Origin of the sequence: Bacillus sp. AFS041924 (genome assembly GCF_002577195.1) — a bacterium.
Classification (GTDB): Bacteria; Bacillota; Bacilli; order Bacillales; family Bacillaceae_G; genus Gottfriedia.
In genome coordinates, this window is sequence record NZ_NULG01000037.1 from 1 (window position 1) to 18713 (window position 18713).

At 32.3% G+C, this 18713-nt stretch carries 20 protein-coding genes and 1 other annotated feature; of the genes, 5 read left to right on the forward strand and 15 right to left on the reverse strand.

Going from position 1 to position 18713, the window contains the following annotated elements:
- Positions 1–202: 202 nt before the first annotated feature.
- Genes COC46_RS11925 through opp3b form a run of 4 tightly spaced genes read right to left on the reverse strand, consistent with a single transcriptional unit; the run spans position 203 to position 4148 of the window.
- The gene (locus COC46_RS11925) at positions 203–1138 is read right to left on the reverse strand and encodes an ABC transporter ATP-binding protein (RefSeq protein WP_098809938.1); all 936 of its coding nucleotides are present in this window, start codon (positions 1136–1138) and stop codon (positions 203–205) included.
- Positions 1128–2177, reverse strand: coding sequence for an ABC transporter ATP-binding protein (locus tag COC46_RS11930; protein ID WP_098809939.1), 1050 nt, complete (start codon positions 2175–2177; stop codon positions 1128–1130). The genes COC46_RS11925 and COC46_RS11930 overlap by 11 nt, the downstream gene beginning before the upstream one ends.
- 21 nt (positions 2178–2198) lie before the next feature.
- Complete coding sequence (gene opp3C, locus COC46_RS11935; protein ID WP_098809940.1) at positions 2199–3218, reverse strand: oligopeptide ABC transporter permease; 1020 nt, start codon at positions 3216–3218, stop codon at positions 2199–2201.
- A 3-nt stretch (positions 3219–3221) separates the two neighbouring features.
- Entirely contained in the window at positions 3222–4148 is a 927-nt protein-coding gene (gene opp3b, locus COC46_RS11940) for an oligopeptide ABC transporter permease (protein WP_098809941.1), read from the reverse strand.
- A gap of 809 nt (positions 4149–4957) precedes the next feature.
- Between opp3b and COC46_RS11945 the strand changes: the two genes are divergently transcribed.
- Positions 4958–5332, forward strand: a complete 375-nt coding sequence (locus tag COC46_RS11945) for a DUF3899 domain-containing protein (RefSeq protein WP_098809942.1) — start codon at positions 4958–4960, stop codon at positions 5330–5332.
- Between the two features lie 58 nt (positions 5333–5390).
- Positions 5391–5619: a binding site (T-box leader), on the forward strand.
- Positions 5620–5678: 59 nt separating this feature from the next.
- The gene (gene trpS, locus COC46_RS11950; protein WP_098809943.1) at positions 5679–6677 is read left to right on the forward strand and encodes a tryptophan--tRNA ligase; all 999 of its coding nucleotides are present in this window, start codon (positions 5679–5681) and stop codon (positions 6675–6677) included.
- A 215-nt stretch (positions 6678–6892) separates the two neighbouring features.
- Here trpS and COC46_RS11955 read toward each other — a convergent pair whose 3' ends face one another.
- The 8 genes from COC46_RS11955 to COC46_RS11990 all read right to left on the reverse strand — a co-directional run bounded on the left by COC46_RS11955 (position 6893) and on the right by COC46_RS11990 (position 14407).
- Positions 6893–7645 (reverse strand): YjbA family protein, encoded by a 753-nt coding sequence (locus tag COC46_RS11955; protein ID WP_098809944.1) that lies wholly within the window; start codon positions 7643–7645, stop codon positions 6893–6895.
- A gap of 213 nt (positions 7646–7858) precedes the next feature.
- Complete coding sequence (locus tag COC46_RS11960) at positions 7859–8638, reverse strand: DUF2268 domain-containing putative Zn-dependent protease (RefSeq protein WP_098809945.1); 780 nt, start codon at positions 8636–8638, stop codon at positions 7859–7861.
- Positions 8639–8789: 151 nt separating this feature from the next.
- Positions 8790–10028 carry a beta-ketoacyl-ACP synthase II gene (gene fabF / locus COC46_RS11965; protein ID WP_098809946.1) on the reverse strand — a complete coding sequence of 413 codons (1239 nt, stop codon included), beginning with the start codon at positions 10026–10028 and terminating at the stop codon, positions 8790–8792.
- Between the two features lie 24 nt (positions 10029–10052).
- The gene (locus tag COC46_RS11970; RefSeq protein ID WP_098809947.1) at positions 10053–10988 is read right to left on the reverse strand and encodes a beta-ketoacyl-ACP synthase III; all 936 of its coding nucleotides are present in this window, start codon (positions 10986–10988) and stop codon (positions 10053–10055) included.
- A gap of 308 nt (positions 10989–11296) precedes the next feature.
- Positions 11297–11830 (reverse strand): hypothetical protein, encoded by a 534-nt coding sequence (locus COC46_RS11975; RefSeq protein ID WP_098809948.1) that lies wholly within the window; start codon positions 11828–11830, stop codon positions 11297–11299.
- A complete protein-coding gene (locus tag COC46_RS11980; protein WP_176545137.1) occupies positions 11811–12239 on the reverse strand; it encodes an SMI1/KNR4 family protein in 429 nt (142 codons plus the stop codon). The genes COC46_RS11975 and COC46_RS11980 overlap by 20 nt, the downstream gene beginning before the upstream one ends.
- Before the next feature lie 452 nt (positions 12240–12691).
- The gene (locus COC46_RS11985; RefSeq protein ID WP_098809950.1) at positions 12692–13498 is read right to left on the reverse strand and encodes a hypothetical protein; all 807 of its coding nucleotides are present in this window, start codon (positions 13496–13498) and stop codon (positions 12692–12694) included.
- 183 nt (positions 13499–13681) lie between these two features.
- Positions 13682–14407, reverse strand: a complete 726-nt coding sequence (locus COC46_RS11990; RefSeq protein WP_098809951.1) for an alpha/beta fold hydrolase — start codon at positions 14405–14407, stop codon at positions 13682–13684.
- A gap of 164 nt (positions 14408–14571) precedes the next feature.
- On the opposite strand from COC46_RS11990, the gene COC46_RS11995 reads away from it, so the two are divergent.
- Positions 14572–14760: a YjzD family protein gene (locus COC46_RS11995; RefSeq protein WP_098809952.1), complete on the forward strand. Its 189-nt coding sequence runs from the start codon at positions 14572–14574 to the stop codon at positions 14758–14760.
- Between the two features lie 251 nt (positions 14761–15011).
- Here the strand turns inward: COC46_RS11995 and COC46_RS12000 are convergent, their stop codons facing one another.
- Positions 15012–15194, reverse strand: coding sequence for a YjzC family protein (locus COC46_RS12000; protein WP_098809953.1), 183 nt, complete (start codon positions 15192–15194; stop codon positions 15012–15014).
- A 164-nt stretch (positions 15195–15358) separates the two neighbouring features.
- Here COC46_RS12000 and COC46_RS12005 point away from each other — a divergent pair, with 164 nt between their 5' ends.
- A complete protein-coding gene (locus COC46_RS12005) occupies positions 15359–16168 on the forward strand; it encodes a Cof-type HAD-IIB family hydrolase (RefSeq protein ID WP_098809954.1) in 810 nt (269 codons plus the stop codon).
- Between the two features lie 185 nt (positions 16169–16353).
- Positions 16354–16497, forward strand: coding sequence for a hypothetical protein (locus tag COC46_RS22190; RefSeq protein WP_176545136.1), 144 nt, complete (start codon positions 16354–16356; stop codon positions 16495–16497).
- A 52-nt stretch (positions 16498–16549) separates the two neighbouring features.
- Here COC46_RS22190 and COC46_RS12010 read toward each other — a convergent pair whose 3' ends face one another.
- A complete protein-coding gene (locus tag COC46_RS12010) occupies positions 16550–17371 on the reverse strand; it encodes a BsuPI-related putative proteinase inhibitor (RefSeq protein WP_098809955.1) in 822 nt (273 codons plus the stop codon).
- Between the two features lie 364 nt (positions 17372–17735).
- A complete protein-coding gene (locus tag COC46_RS12015; protein ID WP_098809964.1) occupies positions 17736–18545 on the reverse strand; it encodes a YitT family protein in 810 nt (269 codons plus the stop codon).
- Between the last annotated feature and the right edge of the window lie 168 nt (positions 18546–18713).

Consider the following 18713-nt stretch of genomic DNA (forward strand, 5'->3'; position numbering starts at 1 on the left):
TATGGGAAATGCGGGAAGCCTGAGACCCCACAGGAGGTACGACGAGGAGGCTTAAGAATCTCCCCCCATGGAAAGCGAGCACCTGTAGTGGAAATCAACATCACATAACCTACTTATCAGTGATAATTTCCTGTAATAATTGACAAGTTCTTTTTTCAACAGCATAAAAAAAATCCTAGTGATAAGCTCACTAGGATTTTTTTTATTTATACATTTGTTGATAATTTTTAAATTCTGCTTCAGAGCAAAGTACGAAGTGTCCAGGACGAACTTCACGTAATTGTGGTTGTTCGTTTGAATAATCGTGTTGTTTTGGATCATAAACGATACGTTTACGATTGCGCTCATAATCAGGATCTGGAAGCGGAATTGCTGATAATAAAGATTTTGTGTAAGGATGCATTGGGTAATCATATAATTCATTACTATCTGCAAGCTCAACAATTTTACCGTGGTACATTACACCGATACGGTCACTAATGTACTTAACCATTGATAAGTCATGGGCGATAAATAGATATGTTAAACCTTTTTCCTTTTGAAGCTTCTTCATTAAGTTTACAACCTGAGCTTGGATTGATACGTCAAGAGCAGAAATTGGCTCATCGGCGATAATAAAGTCTGGTTGTACAGCAAGTGCTCTTGCAATACCAATACGTTGACGTTGTCCACCTGAGAATTCATGTGGGAAACGGTTTGCGTGTTCTTTATTTAACCCTACTGTTTCAAGTAAGTCATAAACCATTTTCATGCGCTCATCTTTGTTACGAGCTAAGCCATGGATATCAATACCTTCAGCAATGATATCTGCTACTTTCATACGCGGGTTTAATGAAGCGTATGGATCTTGGAAAATCATTTGCATACGACGGTTAAATTTCTTTAACTCTTTACTACTTTTCTTACCGTGAACATCTTCACCATCGAAAATAACTTGTCCATCAGTCGCATTGTATAATCGAATGATTGCACGTCCAGTTGTAGATTTACCAGAACCTGATTCACCTACTAATCCGAATGTTTCACCACGGAAAATGTCAAATGTAACATCATCGATTGCTTTAACAGTTGTTTTACCTGTATTAAAGTATTGTTTTAAATTTTTAACTTCAACTAATTTTTCTGCTTTATTTGACATTTACTTCACCTTCCTTCATTCGTTGAATACGCTTCTTAACGGCTTCAGGTGGTTCAACTTTTGGAGCATCCTCATGTAATAACCATGTTGCAGCGTAGTGTGTATCAGACACTTTAAACATAGGAGGTTCCATTTCATAGTCAATTTTTAAAGCATTTGGATTACGTGGTGCAAACGCATCACCTTTTGGAGGATTTAATAAATCTGGTGGTGTACCAGGAATTGCTACTAAATCTGCTCCTTGTTCATTATCTAAATCTGGCATTGAAGCTAAAAGTCCCCAAGTGTAAGGGTGTTTTGGATTGTAGAAAATATCGTCTACAGTTCCAATTTCAACTACTTTACCTGCATACATAACTGCAACTTTATCTGCAACATTCGCAACTACACCTAAATCATGTGTAATAAAGATAATTGCTGAATCAGTTTTTCTTTGAATTTCTTTCATTAACTCAAGAATTTGAGCCTGAATTGTAACGTCAAGAGCTGTTGTTGGCTCATCGGCGATTAATAATTTTGGATTACATGCAAGCGCCATCGCGATAACAACACGTTGTCTCATACCACCTGAGAATTGGTGTGGATATTGCTTAAAACGTGCTTCAGGATTTGGAATACCAACTAGATTTATTAATTCTAAAGCAATTTTCTTTGCTTCAGTTTTACTCATTTTTTGATGCTTAATTAGACCTTCTGTAATTTGATATCCAATTGTTAATACAGGATTTAAAGAAGTCATAGGATCTTGGAAAATCATTGAAATTTCTTTCCCGCGAATACCTTGCATTTCTTTTTCATTTAATTTAGCTAAATCTTTTCCATCGAATAAGATTTCACCGCTCTTAATTTTACCTGGTGGGTTTGGAATTAACCCCATTAATGCTTTTGATGTAACTGATTTACCTGAACCAGATTCACCTACAATTGCTAATGTCTCACCTTTTTTAAGATCAAATGAAACTCCGCGTACCGCTTGAACTTCACCAGCATGAGTATAAAAGGAGACACATAAATCTTTTACTTCTAATAATTTACTCATCGTTCATTCTCCTCTCAAATATTACTTACTCTTTGGATCTAAAGCGTCGCGTAATCCGTCAGCAATTAAGTTGAAACTTAAGATTAATAAGCTGATTACAATCGCCGGAATAATCATCATATGTGGGAAAGTTTGTAATGACTTGAAGCCATCACTTACTAAAGAACCTAATGATGCTTTCGGTGGTGCAATACCTAGACCGATAAAGCTTAAGAATGCTTCAGCGAAGATTGCACTTGGAATTGTGAACATCATCATTACAATGATTGGACCCATAATATTTGGAATTAAATGTTTTGCAATTAATTGAGCATTTGTTGCTCCTAATGTTCTTGAAGCTAAAACGAACTCTTGATTTTTTAATTTTAACATTTGACCACGTACGATACGGGACATACCTACCCAACCTGTTATTACCATCGCTAAAGCAATTGAAAGAATACCTGGGTTTTTAAATACTAAGATGAATAGGATAACTACGATTAGATATGGAACTCCCATTAATACTTCAGCTATACGTTGCATGATTGTATCTGTTCGACCACCAAAGAATCCTGAGATCCCCCCGAATGCTACCCCAATAACACAATCAATTACTGCTGCTAGTAATCCAATTAAAATCGATACTCGAGCACCAGCCCAAGTTCTTGTGAAAAGGTCACGACCTAAGTCGTCAGTACCAAACCAGAAGTTTTCTTTAATATTCTTATCTTTATAAACGTCATTTCCATATTGATCAATTCCATCAAATGGTAAGAATTTTACATTTTCTAATACACCAATTTTTGGTGGCAATTTCGATCTTTTTAAATCTTGTTCTTTATAAGAATGTCCACTCATCATTGGACCAAATAATGTGAAGATTAATAAGATGCCTAGAACAATAAAGCCAAACATAGCACCTTTATTTTTCACAAAACGTCTACGAGCATCTTTCCAGAATGAATCTGAAGGTCTAGAAATTTTATCTGCATTATTCAAATCTACGTTTGCAGGTTGGAATAAATCAGATGAAATTTTTTGAGCTGTGTTGTTATTCATTATTTATTTCCCCCCTGCTAAACGGATACGTGGATCAATTACACCGTATAAAATATCAACTAAGAAGATTACGATTAAAAGTAATGCACTATAGAAAATTGTTGTACCCATGATAACTGTGTAGTCATTTGTTACGATTGAGTTAACGAATTGAGAACCTAGTCCAGGTACAGCAAACATGTTTTCAATAACTAATGTACCCGTCATTAAGTTTACAGCCATTGGGCCTAAAATTGTAATAACTGGGATTAATGCATTTCGCAGGGCGTGTTTAACGATTACGCCTAATTGAGAAATACCTTTTGCTTTTGCAGTTACGATATATTCTGAGTTCATAACTTCGATTAACTCAGTTCTAGAGAATCGAGCTACAGTTGCTGTAACGAATACTGACAATGCAATTGTCGGTAAAATTGTGTATTTAAAGCTTTCCCAATATGCTACCGGGAACAAATGTAATTTTACTGCTAAATAATACTGTAATACTGCCCCGAATACGAATGATGGTATCGAGATACCTAAAACTGCTAGAACAGTAGAACCATAGTCCCATATCGTATTCTTTTTTAATGCGGCTATAATACCGAACATTAAACCAATAAATGTTCCTAATAATAGTGCTTGAGCACCTAATTGAGCTGATGGACCAATACGAGTTTTGATCATATCAGTTACTTTACGGTTATCGTATTTATATGAAACTCCTAAATCACCTGTTGCTAGATTCTTCATGTAATTTGCATACTGAACTGGTACTGGCTTATCTAACCCAAATTTAACGAAGATCAATTGTTTTTGTTCAGGCGTTAATTTCTCTGGATTTTTCAATGGTGAACCTGGTAACAACTTCATTAAGAAAAATGTAACAGTACAAATCAAAAATAGTGTGACAAACATGTAAATAAATCTCTGTAGCACGTAACGTCCCACAACAGCACCCCCTTATTTATTTAAAAAAATTTATATTTTTTATATTTTTTGATAATTCACTTCAAAAATGGAGCATTTGGATTTTTCCACATACTCTTAATACCAATTATTAATCTGTAACATATTCGATCGATTTAATTCCTTGTCCATATTATTCTCAAACATGGGGTTAAACATTTAAACCAGTTATTTCATTTCTTGTAAAAATGTTGTAGATTTTTGCTTAAGCTTTTTTTTCCAACAATGTAAGCGTATTCGCAATGACGCTTTTGGTCAATATTTTTTTACTGGAAAATTCTAAATTATTATTCTAAACAGATTTTTCCTGACATTTTCTCCCTATTAAAATTGAACTGGGAACTTTATAGAAATTTGTTTATTTAGATATTTATACATAATTTTGGTAAATAAATAATTGCCTAATTTGAATTCCAATTTAAAATATCACTATAACAAATTTATTTAACAAAACATATCTCACAATCCATGATGTATACCCCCTAAGATTCTTAAGCAATGTAGGTTAAAATGCAGAAAGTTAATATACAATTCTGAATTTTTATAGTAGAATTTTCGATAAGTATCGATTTTTTTCTACAAATTTTATTATACATTTTTATAAGAGTTTTACAACAATTTTGACAAATAAAATTAAATAATTTGTTAAAATTAAGAGAATACTCTTAAAAATGTCAACAATTTGAAATAATGTTGAAAGAAATAGTTGAAACTGTTTACAATGTTATTATAGTATAGCATCATTAGGTCTACAATATATAATTCTTTCCAATAGGAGGATCACTAATTACATGTTGAAACACTACTTTATCGCCGTTATATCAGCAATTGTACTAGCAGCAATCTTATCTTTTACACAAGGAACCTTAAAATTCTTCCTTCATTTTACAAACGCAATATTCTATATTGGACTAACTTTATTTGTTATTGGTGGATTCTTATTAATTGTTCAAAGTGGATTCTTCAATATTACTCGTTATGGAATACGTAAAGTATTCGGAACAAGAGATCAACAAATGGCAGAAATGACTGGTGATGAGTCACTTACAGTAAAAAAGGATATGATCTATAGAAGATATAATTTTTCAGTTACAAAGCCACTACTTATGACTTCGATTACACTAGTTATCCTATCTTTTTTATTCAGCTTTATGATTATTTCATAAATGATGTATCAACATCTTGAAAGTTGAATATAATTAAGATATTATCTATAGAAAGTATATAAAAGCTATGACGAAGAGTAGTACACAGCTTTAGCATGTTTAGAGAACTTGTGGATGGTGAAAACAAGTCATGCTCCCTGTCGAATGGACTTCTGAGCTTCGAACCGAACGTATATTAATAGTAGGCTTCGACGTAACTCAAACGATAGATGAGAGCATGTTTTCATGCATGAGTGATTCCTGTATTGGAATAACTAGAGTGGTACCGCGGTTTAATCGTCTCTATTTAGTAGAGAGATTATACCGCTTTTTTTATTTTAATTAGCTTTTTTAGGAGGATTTTAAGATGCAAACAATTTTTAGCGGAATTCAACCAACATCAACTGGAGGCATTACATTAGGTAACTATTTAGGTGCCGTAAAACAATTCATTGAATTACAAAACGATTATAATTGTTATTTCTGTATTGTGGATCAGCACGCAATAACAGTACCGCAAGATAGACTGGCTTTACGTAAAAATATTCAAAGTCTATCTGCAATCTATGTAGCTGCTGGTTTAGACCCTGAAAAATCAACTATTTTTATCCAATCAGAAGTACCTGCACACGCACAAGCAGGATGGATGATGCAATGTGTATCATATATCGGGGAATTAGAGCGTATGACACAGTTTAAAGATAAATCAGCTGGTAAAGATAGCGTATCTGCTGCTTTATTAACTTATCCGCCGTTAATGGCTGCTGATATCCTTTTATACGGTACTCACTTAGTTCCGGTTGGAGATGACCAAAAGCAACATTTAGAGCTTACACGTGACCTTGCAGAGCGTTTTAATAAGAAATATAATGATATCTTTACTGTACCTGAAGTAAGAATTAGTAAAGACGCAGCTAGAATTATGAGTTTAGCTGAACCAACTAAAAAAATGAGTAAGTCTGATGAAAATCAAAAAGCTACAATTTTTGTTTTAGATGAGCCTAAAGTAATCGAAAAGAAAATTAAAAGTGCAGTAACTGACTCTGAAGGCATTGTTAAATATGATAAAGAAAATAAACCTGGTATTTCAAATTTACTCAGCATCTACTCAGCATTTACTGGTGAAACAATCCAAGAATTAGAAAATAAATATGCTGGTAAAAATTACGGAGAATTCAAACAAGACGTTGCTGACGTAGTAGTAAACGGTTTACGACCATTACAGGAGCGATATAAAGAAATAATCTCATCAGATGAATTAGACGATATTTTAGATGCAGGAGCTGCAAAAGCAAATGCTGTTGCAAATAAAATGATTAAAAAAATGGAAAATGCTATGGGATTAGGTCGCAAGAGAAAAAAATAAATCATGTTTTTAAAGAAAAACATAAACGAAAAAAATAGGGTTGTCTCAAAGTTAAAGAGCTTTAGAGACCCTTTTTTTGCTTTAAGATACGTATGTCATTTGTACATATGAGCTGATTTTAGTTTGTTTCTTTTCAAGTAAAACACAAGAAAACCCACAAAGATCTTTATCATCTTCGTGGGTCTTCTTCTTTTTTCCTGTTTATAGCCTCTTTTTTAATTAACTTTTTGTTCGTGTTCCATTTCCCATAGTTTTTCAAAGAAAGGTTGACCTTTAACGATTCTTCCACATAATTGCTCATGGCGATCTGTCCATCCACTCTTTATTTCGTCATAAAGTTGAGACCAAATATCCTCAAATGACAAATCCTGAATTTGCTGATACGATGTTGGATTCCACTCAGTGTACCAATATCGAATTTCCGAAGGATTTTTTGATGAATGGAGTTGATCTAATGCCATAAATAATAACTGCTTTAGTTGTCTTTCTTTTCTAGTTAGTCCGCTCATAATGATTGGCGACGGAGATAGAATATGATGCTCTTTCTTTTCTTCATTTACTAAATTATGAAGATTATAGTGAACTTCTTCAATCTCAGCTGTCATATCATACACCATTTGCTCTTGCCTTGGAATCAGACGACTTTTTCGAATTGGAATATTATACCCAATTGTGTCAACCGCAATAATTCCATTGCCATCAGTTACAACGAAGCAATAATCCAGTTGAATACGTTCATGATTCTTTCTTACATAAGACTTTTGAAACACTTCAGTTAATAGACCGGAAGGAAGCTCTAATAGTTCATTTTCAATATACTGATATATCTCTGGAGTAACTTTAATGACTGGAACTTGGTCTAATAATTCAACACTATCATCTTTTCTCCATTCAAAAAAATGACAGACATTGTAACCATTTTCTTCACCTTCAAACCAATTGACCCATACATCATGTAAATACAACATTTACTACCCCTCACTTCACAACTGTATGTAACTTTCAGTATGGTCAGTGATTCACTAAATTATTCCATTTTCTACTGAATTACAAAAAGTGTTTTTACAAACTGAATGAAAATTAGTCAATAAAGTATGAAAACATCAATGATCTTTCGTATCTTTGATGCTACTTTAATATTAAGCAATACATTATATTCATGTTCCGAAAATCGTTTGCATTCATAGGGAAATATAATGTATTGCGTTATCCTTTATCATTTTACTTGGCGTACGTAAAAGAATATCAGTCGACCATTCAGTTTGCTCAGTACAACTTTTAACAATGTCATATCCAACACTGTAACCCAATAATTTTGGAATTCCGTTCCCACCATACAAGTATTTTGAAAAATTATCATCATTACTTGTTATATCAAGTTTATCAATTAAATATTTTTTATAATATAATTCACATTGCTTTGAGGAATACTGATTTGTCCAAGGCGCCTGTACTGCTTCTCCGTACTTTTCTAAAACAGCAGTTTCTGCTAATCCTTCTAAAATCATTGCATCCAGTAATGTGACTTTTTTGTTTTTGTATAACTTTGTCAATCTTACAATATGATGATACTCATGTAATAATACTGCTTTATGTTGTAAAATTCCTTCTAAAGGGGACAAAAATAAACAAATACATTTTTTATGGGCTATTCCTCCCCTAAGATAAATCGTATTTTTAAACATACTTCTCGTTCTGTGGCAAGGTAAAATAAAAATTGGTATGTCAGGTCCATCGAATTCTCTTTTTAATTTCTCAAATTCACTAGAAAGGTTTTTCCATATATTTTTTTTTGCTAGTTGTTTCATATCATCTTTACTTTCAACTGATAGCCTCGTTAAACCGTGGGAAAGAAGATAATTATATAGGTGATCTTCATTATATTTCGGAAAATAAGGTAGAAGTTTTTTCATTACCATTTGTTTATCTTCTATAAATTCAACCCATTTATAAGTAGGCATTACCCCAAGTTAATCACCTCAATTTAATATAAAGTATGATAAATGAATACTGTAAGTTACAAAAAAAAAAGGATTTAAAGATAACAGTTTTATAAGACCAATAAAAAAAGCTTAGGAAAATCCTAAGCTTCTTACAGACATTGTATTAAACTTATTTAGTGAATTCTTTAAATGCTAACGTTACATTATGTCCACCAAATCCTAATGAATTAGAAATCGCTGCCTTTACGTTATATGGTCTAGCAACATTAGGTACATAATCTAAATCACATTCACTATCTGTTTCTTGGTGGTTAATTGTTGGAGCAATTACTTTATTATGGATTGTTAATGCTGTAAAAATTGCTTCAATACCACCAGCTGCTCCAAGCATATGACCAGTCATTGATTTTGTTGAACTAATTGGTACATTATATGCATGTTCACCAAATACTTCTTTAATCGCCATCGTTTCAAATTTATCGTTTAATTCTGTACTTGTTCCATGTGCATTAATGTAGTGAATATCTTCAACTGATAATCCAGCATCATCAAGTGCCATTCTCATAGCACGCGCGCCACCTTCTCCTCCTGGAGCTGGTGCCGTAATATGGTGCGCATCACCAGTTGTTCCATATCCAACGATTTCAGCATAAATTTTAGCACCACGAGCTAATGCGTGTTCTAATTCTTCTAGGAATACAATACCAGCACCTTCACCGATGATAAAGCCATCACGAGCATTGTCAAATGGACGACATGCTGACTCTGGATCTGGATTTAATGATAAAGCTCTAGCCGCACAGAAACCAGCAAGACCCATATCCGTAATTGGTGCTTCTGCTCCACCAGTAATCATCGCAACTGCATCGCCACGTTGAATAATTTTGAATGCATCACCAATCGAACTTGCACCAGAAGCACAAGCTGTAACAGTACAACCATTTGGACCTTTTGCACCTGTTAAAATCGATACTTGTCCAGATGCCATATCTGGGATTAGCATAGGAATAAAGAACGGGCTTACTCGACGTGCACCTTTCGTTTGGAACGTATTAAACTGTTCCTCATAAGTTTCCATACCACCAATACCAGAACCAATCCATACTCCGACTTTAGGAGCATTTTCTTCATTGATCGTGAAATTAGCATCTTCAATAGCCATCTTTGAAGCTGCGATTGCATAATGAGTAAAACGGTCCATACGCTTTACTTCTTTTTTATCAATATATTTTTCTGGATCAAAGTCTTTTACTTCTCCAGCAACTTTAACAGGAAAATTAGCAGGATCTTTTCGAGTCAGAACGCCAATTCCGCTCTTTCCATTCATTAAACTTTCCCATACAGTATTTATATCATTACCAATAGGTGATACTGCACCTAAACCTGTAATAACAACTCGTTTTTTCATATCTAAAAATCTCCCTTCAACTGATTATCTTCCGAATCTTAGTGCAATTGCACCCCAAGTTAATCCGCCGCCAAATCCAACTAATACTAATACATCGTCTTCTTTAACATTGCCTTTTTTATACTCTTCTACCAATGCAATCGGAATTGAAGATGAAGAAGTATTACCATGACGATCTATAATTACACTCATTTTTTCTTTAGGAAGCTGTAATCTTTCTCTTGCTGCATCCATAATGCGTGTATTCGCTTGATGAGGAATTAAGAAATCTACTTCTTCTTTTGTTAATCCTGCTAACTTTAATACATTTTCACAAGAATCTCCCATTTGACGAACAGCAAATTTAAAAACTTCGCGTCCATTCATCACTAAGTGATCTCCACCTTTATAAAGGTGTTTTCCACCTGTACCGTCCGCACCTAACTCATAAGAAAGAATCCCTCTACCTTCACTTACTGGTCCGATAACCGCTGCACCTGCACCGTCACCAAATAAAACTGCTGTATTTCGATCTTCCCAGTTAACAATTTTTGTTAACTTTTCAGCTCCAATTACAAGAATTCTACTGTATGTACCAGAATTTACAAACTGAGCTGCAGTAACAACTCCATAAATAAATCCAGCACAAGCAGCACTAATATCCATTGCAGCAGCATTTTTCGCTCCAAGTTTTTCCTGAATTACACATGCAACTGATGGAAACGACTTATCTGGAGTAACAGTTCCAACTAAAATTAAGTCAAGTTCTTCTGCCTTAACGTTTGCATCTTTTAAAGCTTCTACAGCAGCTTCATATGCTAAATCAGAAGTGTCTTGTTCGTCACTTGCAATTCTTCTTTCTTTAATTCCTGTACGACTAACAATCCACTCATCTGAAGTATCCATCATTTGTTCTAAATCATAATTAGTTAATTTTTTTTCGGGTACGTATGAGCCAATACCTAAAATTCCAGCATTCATGAATATCCCCGCCTTACTTTTTTTATTTTTTATGTCTTCTTATTATTACCTGGTACTAATTTTATGAAATAATATGTGCTTTGTCTACATTTTTATCTTTTAAAATCCAGGCAATGTAAAAAAGTTGATTATTTCTTATAAAGAATACCACTCTATTGAAAGAACCACAAAACTAGTGCTGAATGTTCAAGCGAATAGTATTTAATACAAAGTCTCTGATAATTTAAAATGTTGATTTTATACTAAATAAGAGGTTGTCAAAGTAGACAACCTTTAGGACCTGTCACTTTTTGCATCTAACCCCTAAGTTAGTTATAATGAATTACTTGTTCAAAAGAAACTCCTAAATAACGGTATTTAAGTGTAATTTTATTTATTTTTTTATTATGTAACAAACTTAACTCGTATACTTTGTCTTTAGCTGAAACAGTGCCTTGGTTTAGTTTCTTATTCAAATTTTTCGGTGAAGTATTCGGTTTTATTACCATGGATTGAACTTTTATATTTTTTTTGTTTATAAAATCAAATAGTTCAGAACTATCGTACTCTTGAAATCCATATCCAATTTGAATTTTTGTTTTTTCAGGAACTTCTTTATTATTAATCAATATTTTCTTTAGGTGAATATCACTAAACCCGACATTACCAGTTTCAATGGCTAGCCCTTTATTATTATCATTAGGAACTATCCTACCAATTTCAATTGGTGGTTTTTGTTTTATAATAAATACGTATGCAACTACTATTATGGTTAAAAGCAATAGACTAACAATAATTCTCTTCAAGGCATTTATTCCTTTCCTTAATCTTACAAACAATGAATTATATACTAATTTCCCCATCACTCCACCAAACAAGAAAATCTTCTAAAGATGGTGCGATCCATGTTCGACTATCGTCTTCATGATTCCATACGTAAATATCATCTTTTTGAATGTCACCGTTAATAATTGAAAATGCGAAAAAGTCACCATTTCCAGCGTCAGCAAAAAATAATAGACTATCGAAAGACATGTAGGAATCCTTATAAACTTCAAGCGTTCTTCGTTCAATATTTTCTTCAATTATTTCATTTGAAGACCAAAATCTTGCACATTCAGTTTCAACTCCATTTGATTCTTTTAGTAGATTGACTAACTCGTTTGTAATTTCCAAATTAAATTTGTCATTAATTTCTTTCAACTGTTCTTGTGTAGCTGGTTGATTAAATACTGGTTCATCTGAGACCTTATTAATTAAACTCTTCCACAGATCTTGTTGTCCTTTCAAATCTAAAATTAATAATATTATCTGAATTATTATAACATTTCTTATGCAACTAAAACTGGCAGTTAATTTAATAGAAAAATCAACAAAATACTTTAACATTGCTAATACAAAAAAGGAAATAGTACAAAACGAACTATTCCCTTTTTTGATTCATTTATTTATCTCGGATTAGTAAGGGATTTTCATCTTCTGGTATTTTCCTTACTCATGGACCCTCTATGAGTTAGCTTTTTTCTTTTTCTCAATTTCTTTCTACTCATGAACCTTCTATGAGTAAGTTTCTTTCATCTTCTCTCTATTTTTCTTACCCATGACCCTATATGAGGTAGTTTTTTTATGTTCTCACTTCTCTTCCTTACTCATGAACCCTATATGAGAATTTTTTCTAAAAACACTTAAAACCCATTATGAGCACACAAACTATATGATCTCAATTAGTAAAGATGAAAATGCTGTTGAATTTGCTGTTTTTGCTTTTGGATACCATCTTCAAATGAAGTTGTATTAATAATTACAAAAGGAGTTGCTTCTGAAGAATTTCTCATTGGCGCGATTTTTAGTCCGTCCATCATATTTTGTAATCCTGTGAAATTACTGTGCTCTGATAAGTACATACTTTGTTTAGCAGTAATAATATATTTATCTTCTTTTAATTCCTTCTCTGAAATAATTCTAATTGCTTTACCTACATCTTCTACAAATAGTATTTCACTTGATCCATATACATTTTTTATTGATGTATTTCTTTTTCCTAATTCTTGAACGATTAATTCATGTACTAAACCAGTTGATGGCTCCCAAGGTCCATACAAAGATGGAATTTCAATATAAGTAATATTGCAATCCATATTTTTATTTAAGTCATTAACATTTCTTTCTATGGACGCTAATTCATTTTTTGCAGATAATAAGATAATAATTTCCTTACTTTTTGAGCTAATTTTTTTAAATAGATGTTCTTTAAACTCTAGATTATTAATTGTGCCTTTTAATTTCAGTTCGTCGTAATAATGACAAATAAAAATCGTATCATATTGTTCATTCTCTGCTATAAATTGTTCCTCATCTAAAAAGACAACTCTTGCATTTCTTCCAATTGAGAAGATTTTTTCTTCACTAATTAAATCACTTTCATTACCTTTTTCCATTACTACAGCAGAAACATCATTATATTCCATTAGCTGACAGACTAACTCATATCCAATAAATCCGCTGGACCCTATAACCGCACACCTTTTCATCATTAACCTCCTTCTTTTTGCAATTAATTCAAAAGCTCTGTTAAATAAGAATGTTGATTTTCCATTCCAGGTACTTCGCTTTCCATAGGGGCGTGACCCTGAGCCTCCTTAAGCAAGCCTCCGGGTCTCAANNCTAAAATCAACAATTAATATCAACAGAGCCAATTCAAAAAAATATTGAGACTATAAAACATCTTGATATTTTTTTAAAAACCTAATTAAGTTTTTTCCACAATCATATTTTTTCTCTTCTAATGAAATCAAAATTGAGATTGGTAAATTATTTTTATTTCGTTCTTCTTCTAAAAGTCGAATATCACTTTTCCATCTATAATGATTTCTTGTTGTCGTATAAATTTTAATTGGTGAGATTGTTTCATAAAAAAAGCATTCTCTATCTATAACCATATATATATCTGACGTTTTATATGCTTTCAAAATTTCATGAACTGTTCTCTTATAAAAAAATTTATTTTCCCTTTCTAGATCTAATTCATTCTTTATATTTAACGACGGATTTAGTAATGAAATACTTCTGACATTTCCTTTTAATTGACCAAGTAATTTACATACTACTAATGCACCAGTACCTTCCCCAATAATATGGATCGATGGATTCAATATTTCTTTTCTAATAACTGAATGATATAAGCTTTCTGCTAGTTCAACAGCATCATCAGAACCCCAATTTTTCCCATATAAATTTGAAGTGAATACTGTGTACCCTTCATCTGTTAAAGTTGATAGTAGTTTTCTTTTATCAAAATGCTGCAATAAGCAACTATGATCATTATCTACATAATGTGTATTCCCACCGACATAGAGAACTCCGAAACCATTCGGTCTAATAGGTAGATGAATAACTGCATATTGGTCTTCTTGTTTAAAAAATCTCTCAGTCACAGGCATTCTTATCACCTTATTATTAATGTAGTATTTTTAGGGAAATATAAAATAGGTATGAAAAAATCCATAAGTTTCTTTTTTTAATTAAAACTTTTTAATTATAACTTCAATTATCAATTTTCTAGGTATATAATATGATAAGAACCAACTAGATAGGAGTGATTAAAGTGCGTTTTATTATGACATTGTTCTGGAGCTTTATTTTATGCCAAATGGGAGCTTACGTTTTAAGTTCAATGACTGGCGGTGTATATAATTTCACTACTGCTTCAATTATGGCTGTAGTATTATCTGTAGCGATTTCAGTTCTTAGTGAAGCTATAATTCCTAATGAACCTGTTGCAAAACACCACTAAAATCTATATATAACATATGTTGTAGCACCCAAAAACGTTCAACCTGGTACATACATATGACACCATTTAAGGATATAGATCATTTATAAAATACTAAAATTTTGATAAAGTCAATTCAATATTTTGTATATTGTAAACGAAAAAAAGCGCCATCGATCGGATAATCGAAAGCGCTTTTTTTATTTCTCTCTATTGAAAATCTCAAGTATCTCCTCTAGTTTTCAATGATGCTTCACTAAGTTAATTTTTAATTATTTAAACTTTGATTTATATGTCCATTTTCTATTATGGTTTTGCGTTTCTGGAAACTCTTCTCCAGCTTGAAGTTTAATTTGTTTTGGTCGCGTTACGTTACTTCCTGTTTCACCTATTTCTACGTATACTCCATTATTCGGTGCTTTATCGCCTGGTCGAAATTGATGTGCTTGACCCATAATCCATTCCTCCTTCTATCTTAGGTTCTTATTGTTCCTCTAAAATAAAAGTTTTTTCTTTAAAAAAGATGGTATCATTAGTAATTATTGGTTTATTACCCAATAATATTTTTTCTTAAAAAGATTAACATAAAGATAACATTAAAAAATAAAAGGTGATGAATATGAAAACAAAACACTTAATTGCACTAGATTTAGACGGCACCTTATTAACGGATGAAAAAACAATTTCTGATCGCACTTTAAAAGTGATTCAACAGTTAAAGTATCAAGGTCACGAAGTATGCATTTCAACCGGCAGACCTTATAGAGCTAGTAAAATGTATTATGATCAATTAAAACTTACAACTCCTATTGTAAACTTTAATGGTGCTTATGTTCATCACCCTCTAGATGATTCATGGGGAGTTTTTCATGAATCTTTACCTTTAGAGGTTGCAAAAGAAGTAATTAGTTCATGTAGAGAGTATGAATTGAAAAATATGTACGCAGAAGTAATGGACGACGTATATGCTGATAAACATGAGGAAGAAATACTCCCTCTTTTCCATTACTTAAAAGAAGATATTATTCATGGGGATTTAGTTAAAAATCTTACTCATGCTCCTACATGTCTTTTAATTGATAGTGATGAAGCTCATGTTTCAAGTATTCGTAAACATTTATCTAATGTCCATGCTGAAGTAATTGATCACCGTCGTTGGGCAGCACCCCACCACATTATCGAAATTGTTAAAGCAGGCATGAACAAAGCTATTGGATTACAAAAAGTAGCATCTCATTATAATATTCCTCGGAAAAACATAATTGCTTTTGGAGATGAGGATAACGATTTAGAAATGATTGAATATGCTGGACATGGAGTAGCAATGGCAAATGCAATTGAACAATTAAAAAATATAGCTAACCACACTACATTATCTAATCAAAACGATGGAATTGCTATTTTCTTGGAAGATTTTTTTAACTTATAATCACAATGATGTAAATAATTACAGTATCAGTAATAATAACCAGTCATAACAATTTGTGATTTGTGCATTCTATTAAGGACTTCACCAAGAGGATTATCCACTTTTTGATATTGATCAATTACTATTTGGAAGTTCTTTAAAGAAGTCAACTACAAAAAAGCTTTCCTATTTAGGAGGGAATCATGATGGGCAAAAGTAATAAGTCTAAGCGCTTTATTCAACAAAGTTCTGATTCTGTTACAAAATACTCTGAAAAGTTCCCTTATCATTTTACATTAGCTGAAGCTGAAGAGCGAAAAGCTAATAATAGACAAAGCTTTAACTCTTAATTAAAGCTTTGAAAACAAAAAATAACCATAGGAATTATCCTATGGTTGTTCTTTATTTAATTTGTTGTAATGTAACATTCATTGATTTTAAAACTTGATTATCTTTATTTTTTTCGTAAATATACAGCGTTACAGTCCCATTTGTCGGTAGACTTTCTTTAGGAATATCGATATTGAAATCTAACAAATTGATTGAACCAGTTCTAATCTTAATAGGTAGAGCTGTTTCAGCAATTAAAGTATTATGTCCGTCTTCAACTGAATAATAAATCGTATCTTGTTCCGATAAATAAGTTCCTTTAATTTTGTATTGCCCATTTTCACCACTTACTATAATCTTCGAACCATTTTCATTTACTGAAGAAAGTTTTTGATAAGAAAATGATTGTGTAACAGGTGTAATTTCTCCAGTTAGATTCTTCTCATTAACCTTTGATGCAACGATATTTGCTGTAACTTCATAATTACCATAGGGAAGTTTTTTATTAACAAAGTTAACTTGTTCTTGCCAAACTTGTACTTGATCTTCTGGGATTGTTACGTTTGTAATAACTTGCGCATATACCATATCCTTTGAAGATTGATATACTACCTGTCCACTCTCATCTTTAATTGTATAATCAACGATTTGAGATGAAGAAAATGTGAAATTCGCAGGTATTTTATTATTATTACGGATTGAATATTTCATCGTTACAAGTCCATTCACTTCTGTGACCTCTAGACTTGGAGATAGCTTCTCTACTTCAATATCATTACTTTGTCCTACTGTTTGTTTTGTACTTGGTGTTGGTTTTAATTCCTTTTTGCTATTTGCACCACAACCAGAAAGAAGTAGCGAACTTGCTAATAAGAGAATTGCTCCCTTTTTCAAAATAATCTCCACCTTTTTAGTAGCCTTATTCTAAATTATACCAAAAAACTGAAAAATTACTTTAACAATTCAGTGAATTATTAACGCACAAACATTACTTTTTGTGACAAAACATGAATAGATCATAAAATTTCCAAAAAAATTAGAATAGAAATTATATTTGAAAGAGACTAAAATGACGCATACAATTTTACAATCATTCTTATTGATCTTAACCGACTAAGAATTTACCTCAAACTATTGAATGATTTATACAATTATCGTCACACCTCTATTGAAAAAGGCTTAAGTAAAACTTTTTCCAAGAGAGAAAAAAAATGACTAGCGAGTCTTACTGCTAGTCATAAGTTATTAAATATATTTTTTAAATCTTTCTAAATTCCCCTAATACATCAACAGTTTGTACAACATTCGTAAAAGCTTGTGGATCTACTCGTTTAATGATTCTTTCTAGATCGTATAACTCGTAACGAGATAAAACAATCATTAGTATATCTTTATCTTGTTTAGTAAATGCGCCAGTAGCATTCATTTGCGTAATTCCTCGCACAAGTTTTGCATGAATTTCTTTTCTTAACTCTTCACCTTTTGTTGTAACAATCATTGCTGTTAACTTAACATGGCTTGTATGAACACTATCTATCACACGAGTAGTAACATATAAATTGATTAAAGTATAGAGAGCTTTTTCCATTCCATAAAGCTGGCCTGCTGTAATGATAATAATAGCATTAAATAAGAAGAAATATGTTCCAACTGGTTTCCCTTTTGATTTTGAAAGAACTAAGGCAATTATATCTAATCCACCTGTAGATCCACCAAATTTCAATGTCATTCCAATACCGACCGCTGCAATTAACCCACCAAAAACTGCATTTAGCAGAATATCATCAGAAAAAATAGGTTTAACAGGTAAGATTTCCAAAAAAATCGTCATTACTCCTACACTAAAGAAACTAAAATACGTAAAAGAACGACCAACTTTTTTCCATGCCAGTACGATAACTGGAATATTTAACAACGCTAATAGAATCCCCGTTGTTGCTGTAAACGGAGTGAAGTCAGTAATAATATTTGAAAGTAACTGCGCTAGACCTGCAAAGCCACTTGAATAAACATTAGCAGGGATTAAAAAACAGTTCATTGCAAACGCATTTAGAAAACCACCAATCATTACTACAACCAGCTTAATTAAAAGCTCTTTATTTCTTTCCACCAACTCTGCTTCCTCCTCAAAAAAATAAATCTTCTCTCTATATTAAAAAGTTGGCCTCTGCAAAAAACATCTTCCTTGTTTAACAGAGCCAAAAACGAACAATCATACATAATTAAAGTGATATAG

Bases quoted from the DNA above. Each gene is read 5' to 3' on its own strand.
- COC46_RS22190 (WP_176545136.1), top strand. From the start codon at position 16,354: ATGGGCAAAAGTAATAAGTCTAAGCGCTTTATTCAACAAAGTTCTGAT.
- COC46_RS11990 (WP_098809951.1), bottom strand. From the start codon at position 14,407: ATGCCTGTGACTGAGAGATTTTTTAAACAAGAAGACCAATATGCAGTT.
- opp3C (WP_098809940.1), bottom strand. From the start codon at position 3,218: ATGAATAACAACACAGCTCAAAAAATTTCATCTGATTTATTCCAACCT.
- COC46_RS12005 (WP_098809954.1), top strand. From the start codon at position 15,359: ATGAAAACAAAACACTTAATTGCACTAGATTTAGACGGCACCTTATTA.
- fabF (WP_098809946.1), bottom strand. From the start codon at position 10,028: ATGAAAAAACGAGTTGTTATTACAGGTTTAGGTGCAGTATCACCTATT.
- COC46_RS11960 (WP_098809945.1), bottom strand. From the start codon at position 8,638: ATGCCTACTTATAAATGGGTTGAATTTATAGAAGATAAACAAATGGTA.
- COC46_RS12015 (WP_098809964.1), bottom strand. From the start codon at position 18,545: ATGATTGGTGGTTTTCTAAATGCGTTTGCAATGAACTGTTTTTTAATC.
- trpS (WP_098809943.1), top strand. From the start codon at position 5,679: ATGCAAACAATTTTTAGCGGAATTCAACCAACATCAACTGGAGGCATT.
- COC46_RS11975 (WP_098809948.1), bottom strand. From the start codon at position 11,830: ATGGGGAAATTAGTATATAATTCATTGTTTGTAAGATTAAGGAAAGGA.
- COC46_RS11955 (WP_098809944.1), bottom strand. From the start codon at position 7,645: ATGTTGTATTTACATGATGTATGGGTCAATTGGTTTGAAGGTGAAGAA.
- COC46_RS12000 (WP_098809953.1), bottom strand. From the start codon at position 15,194: ATGGGTCAAGCACATCAATTTCGACCAGGCGATAAAGCACCGAATAAT.
- COC46_RS11985 (WP_098809950.1), bottom strand. From the start codon at position 13,498: ATGAAAAGGTGTGCGGTTATAGGGTCCAGCGGATTTATTGGATATGAG.
- COC46_RS11925 (WP_098809938.1), bottom strand. From the start codon at position 1,138: ATGTCAAATAAAGCAGAAAAATTAGTTGAAGTTAAAAATTTAAAACAA.
- COC46_RS11930 (WP_098809939.1), bottom strand. From the start codon at position 2,177: ATGAGTAAATTATTAGAAGTAAAAGATTTATGTGTCTCCTTTTATACT.
- COC46_RS11945 (WP_098809942.1), top strand. From the start codon at position 4,958: ATGTTGAAACACTACTTTATCGCCGTTATATCAGCAATTGTACTAGCA.
- COC46_RS11970 (WP_098809947.1), bottom strand. From the start codon at position 10,988: ATGAATGCTGGAATTTTAGGTATTGGCTCATACGTACCCGAAAAAAAA.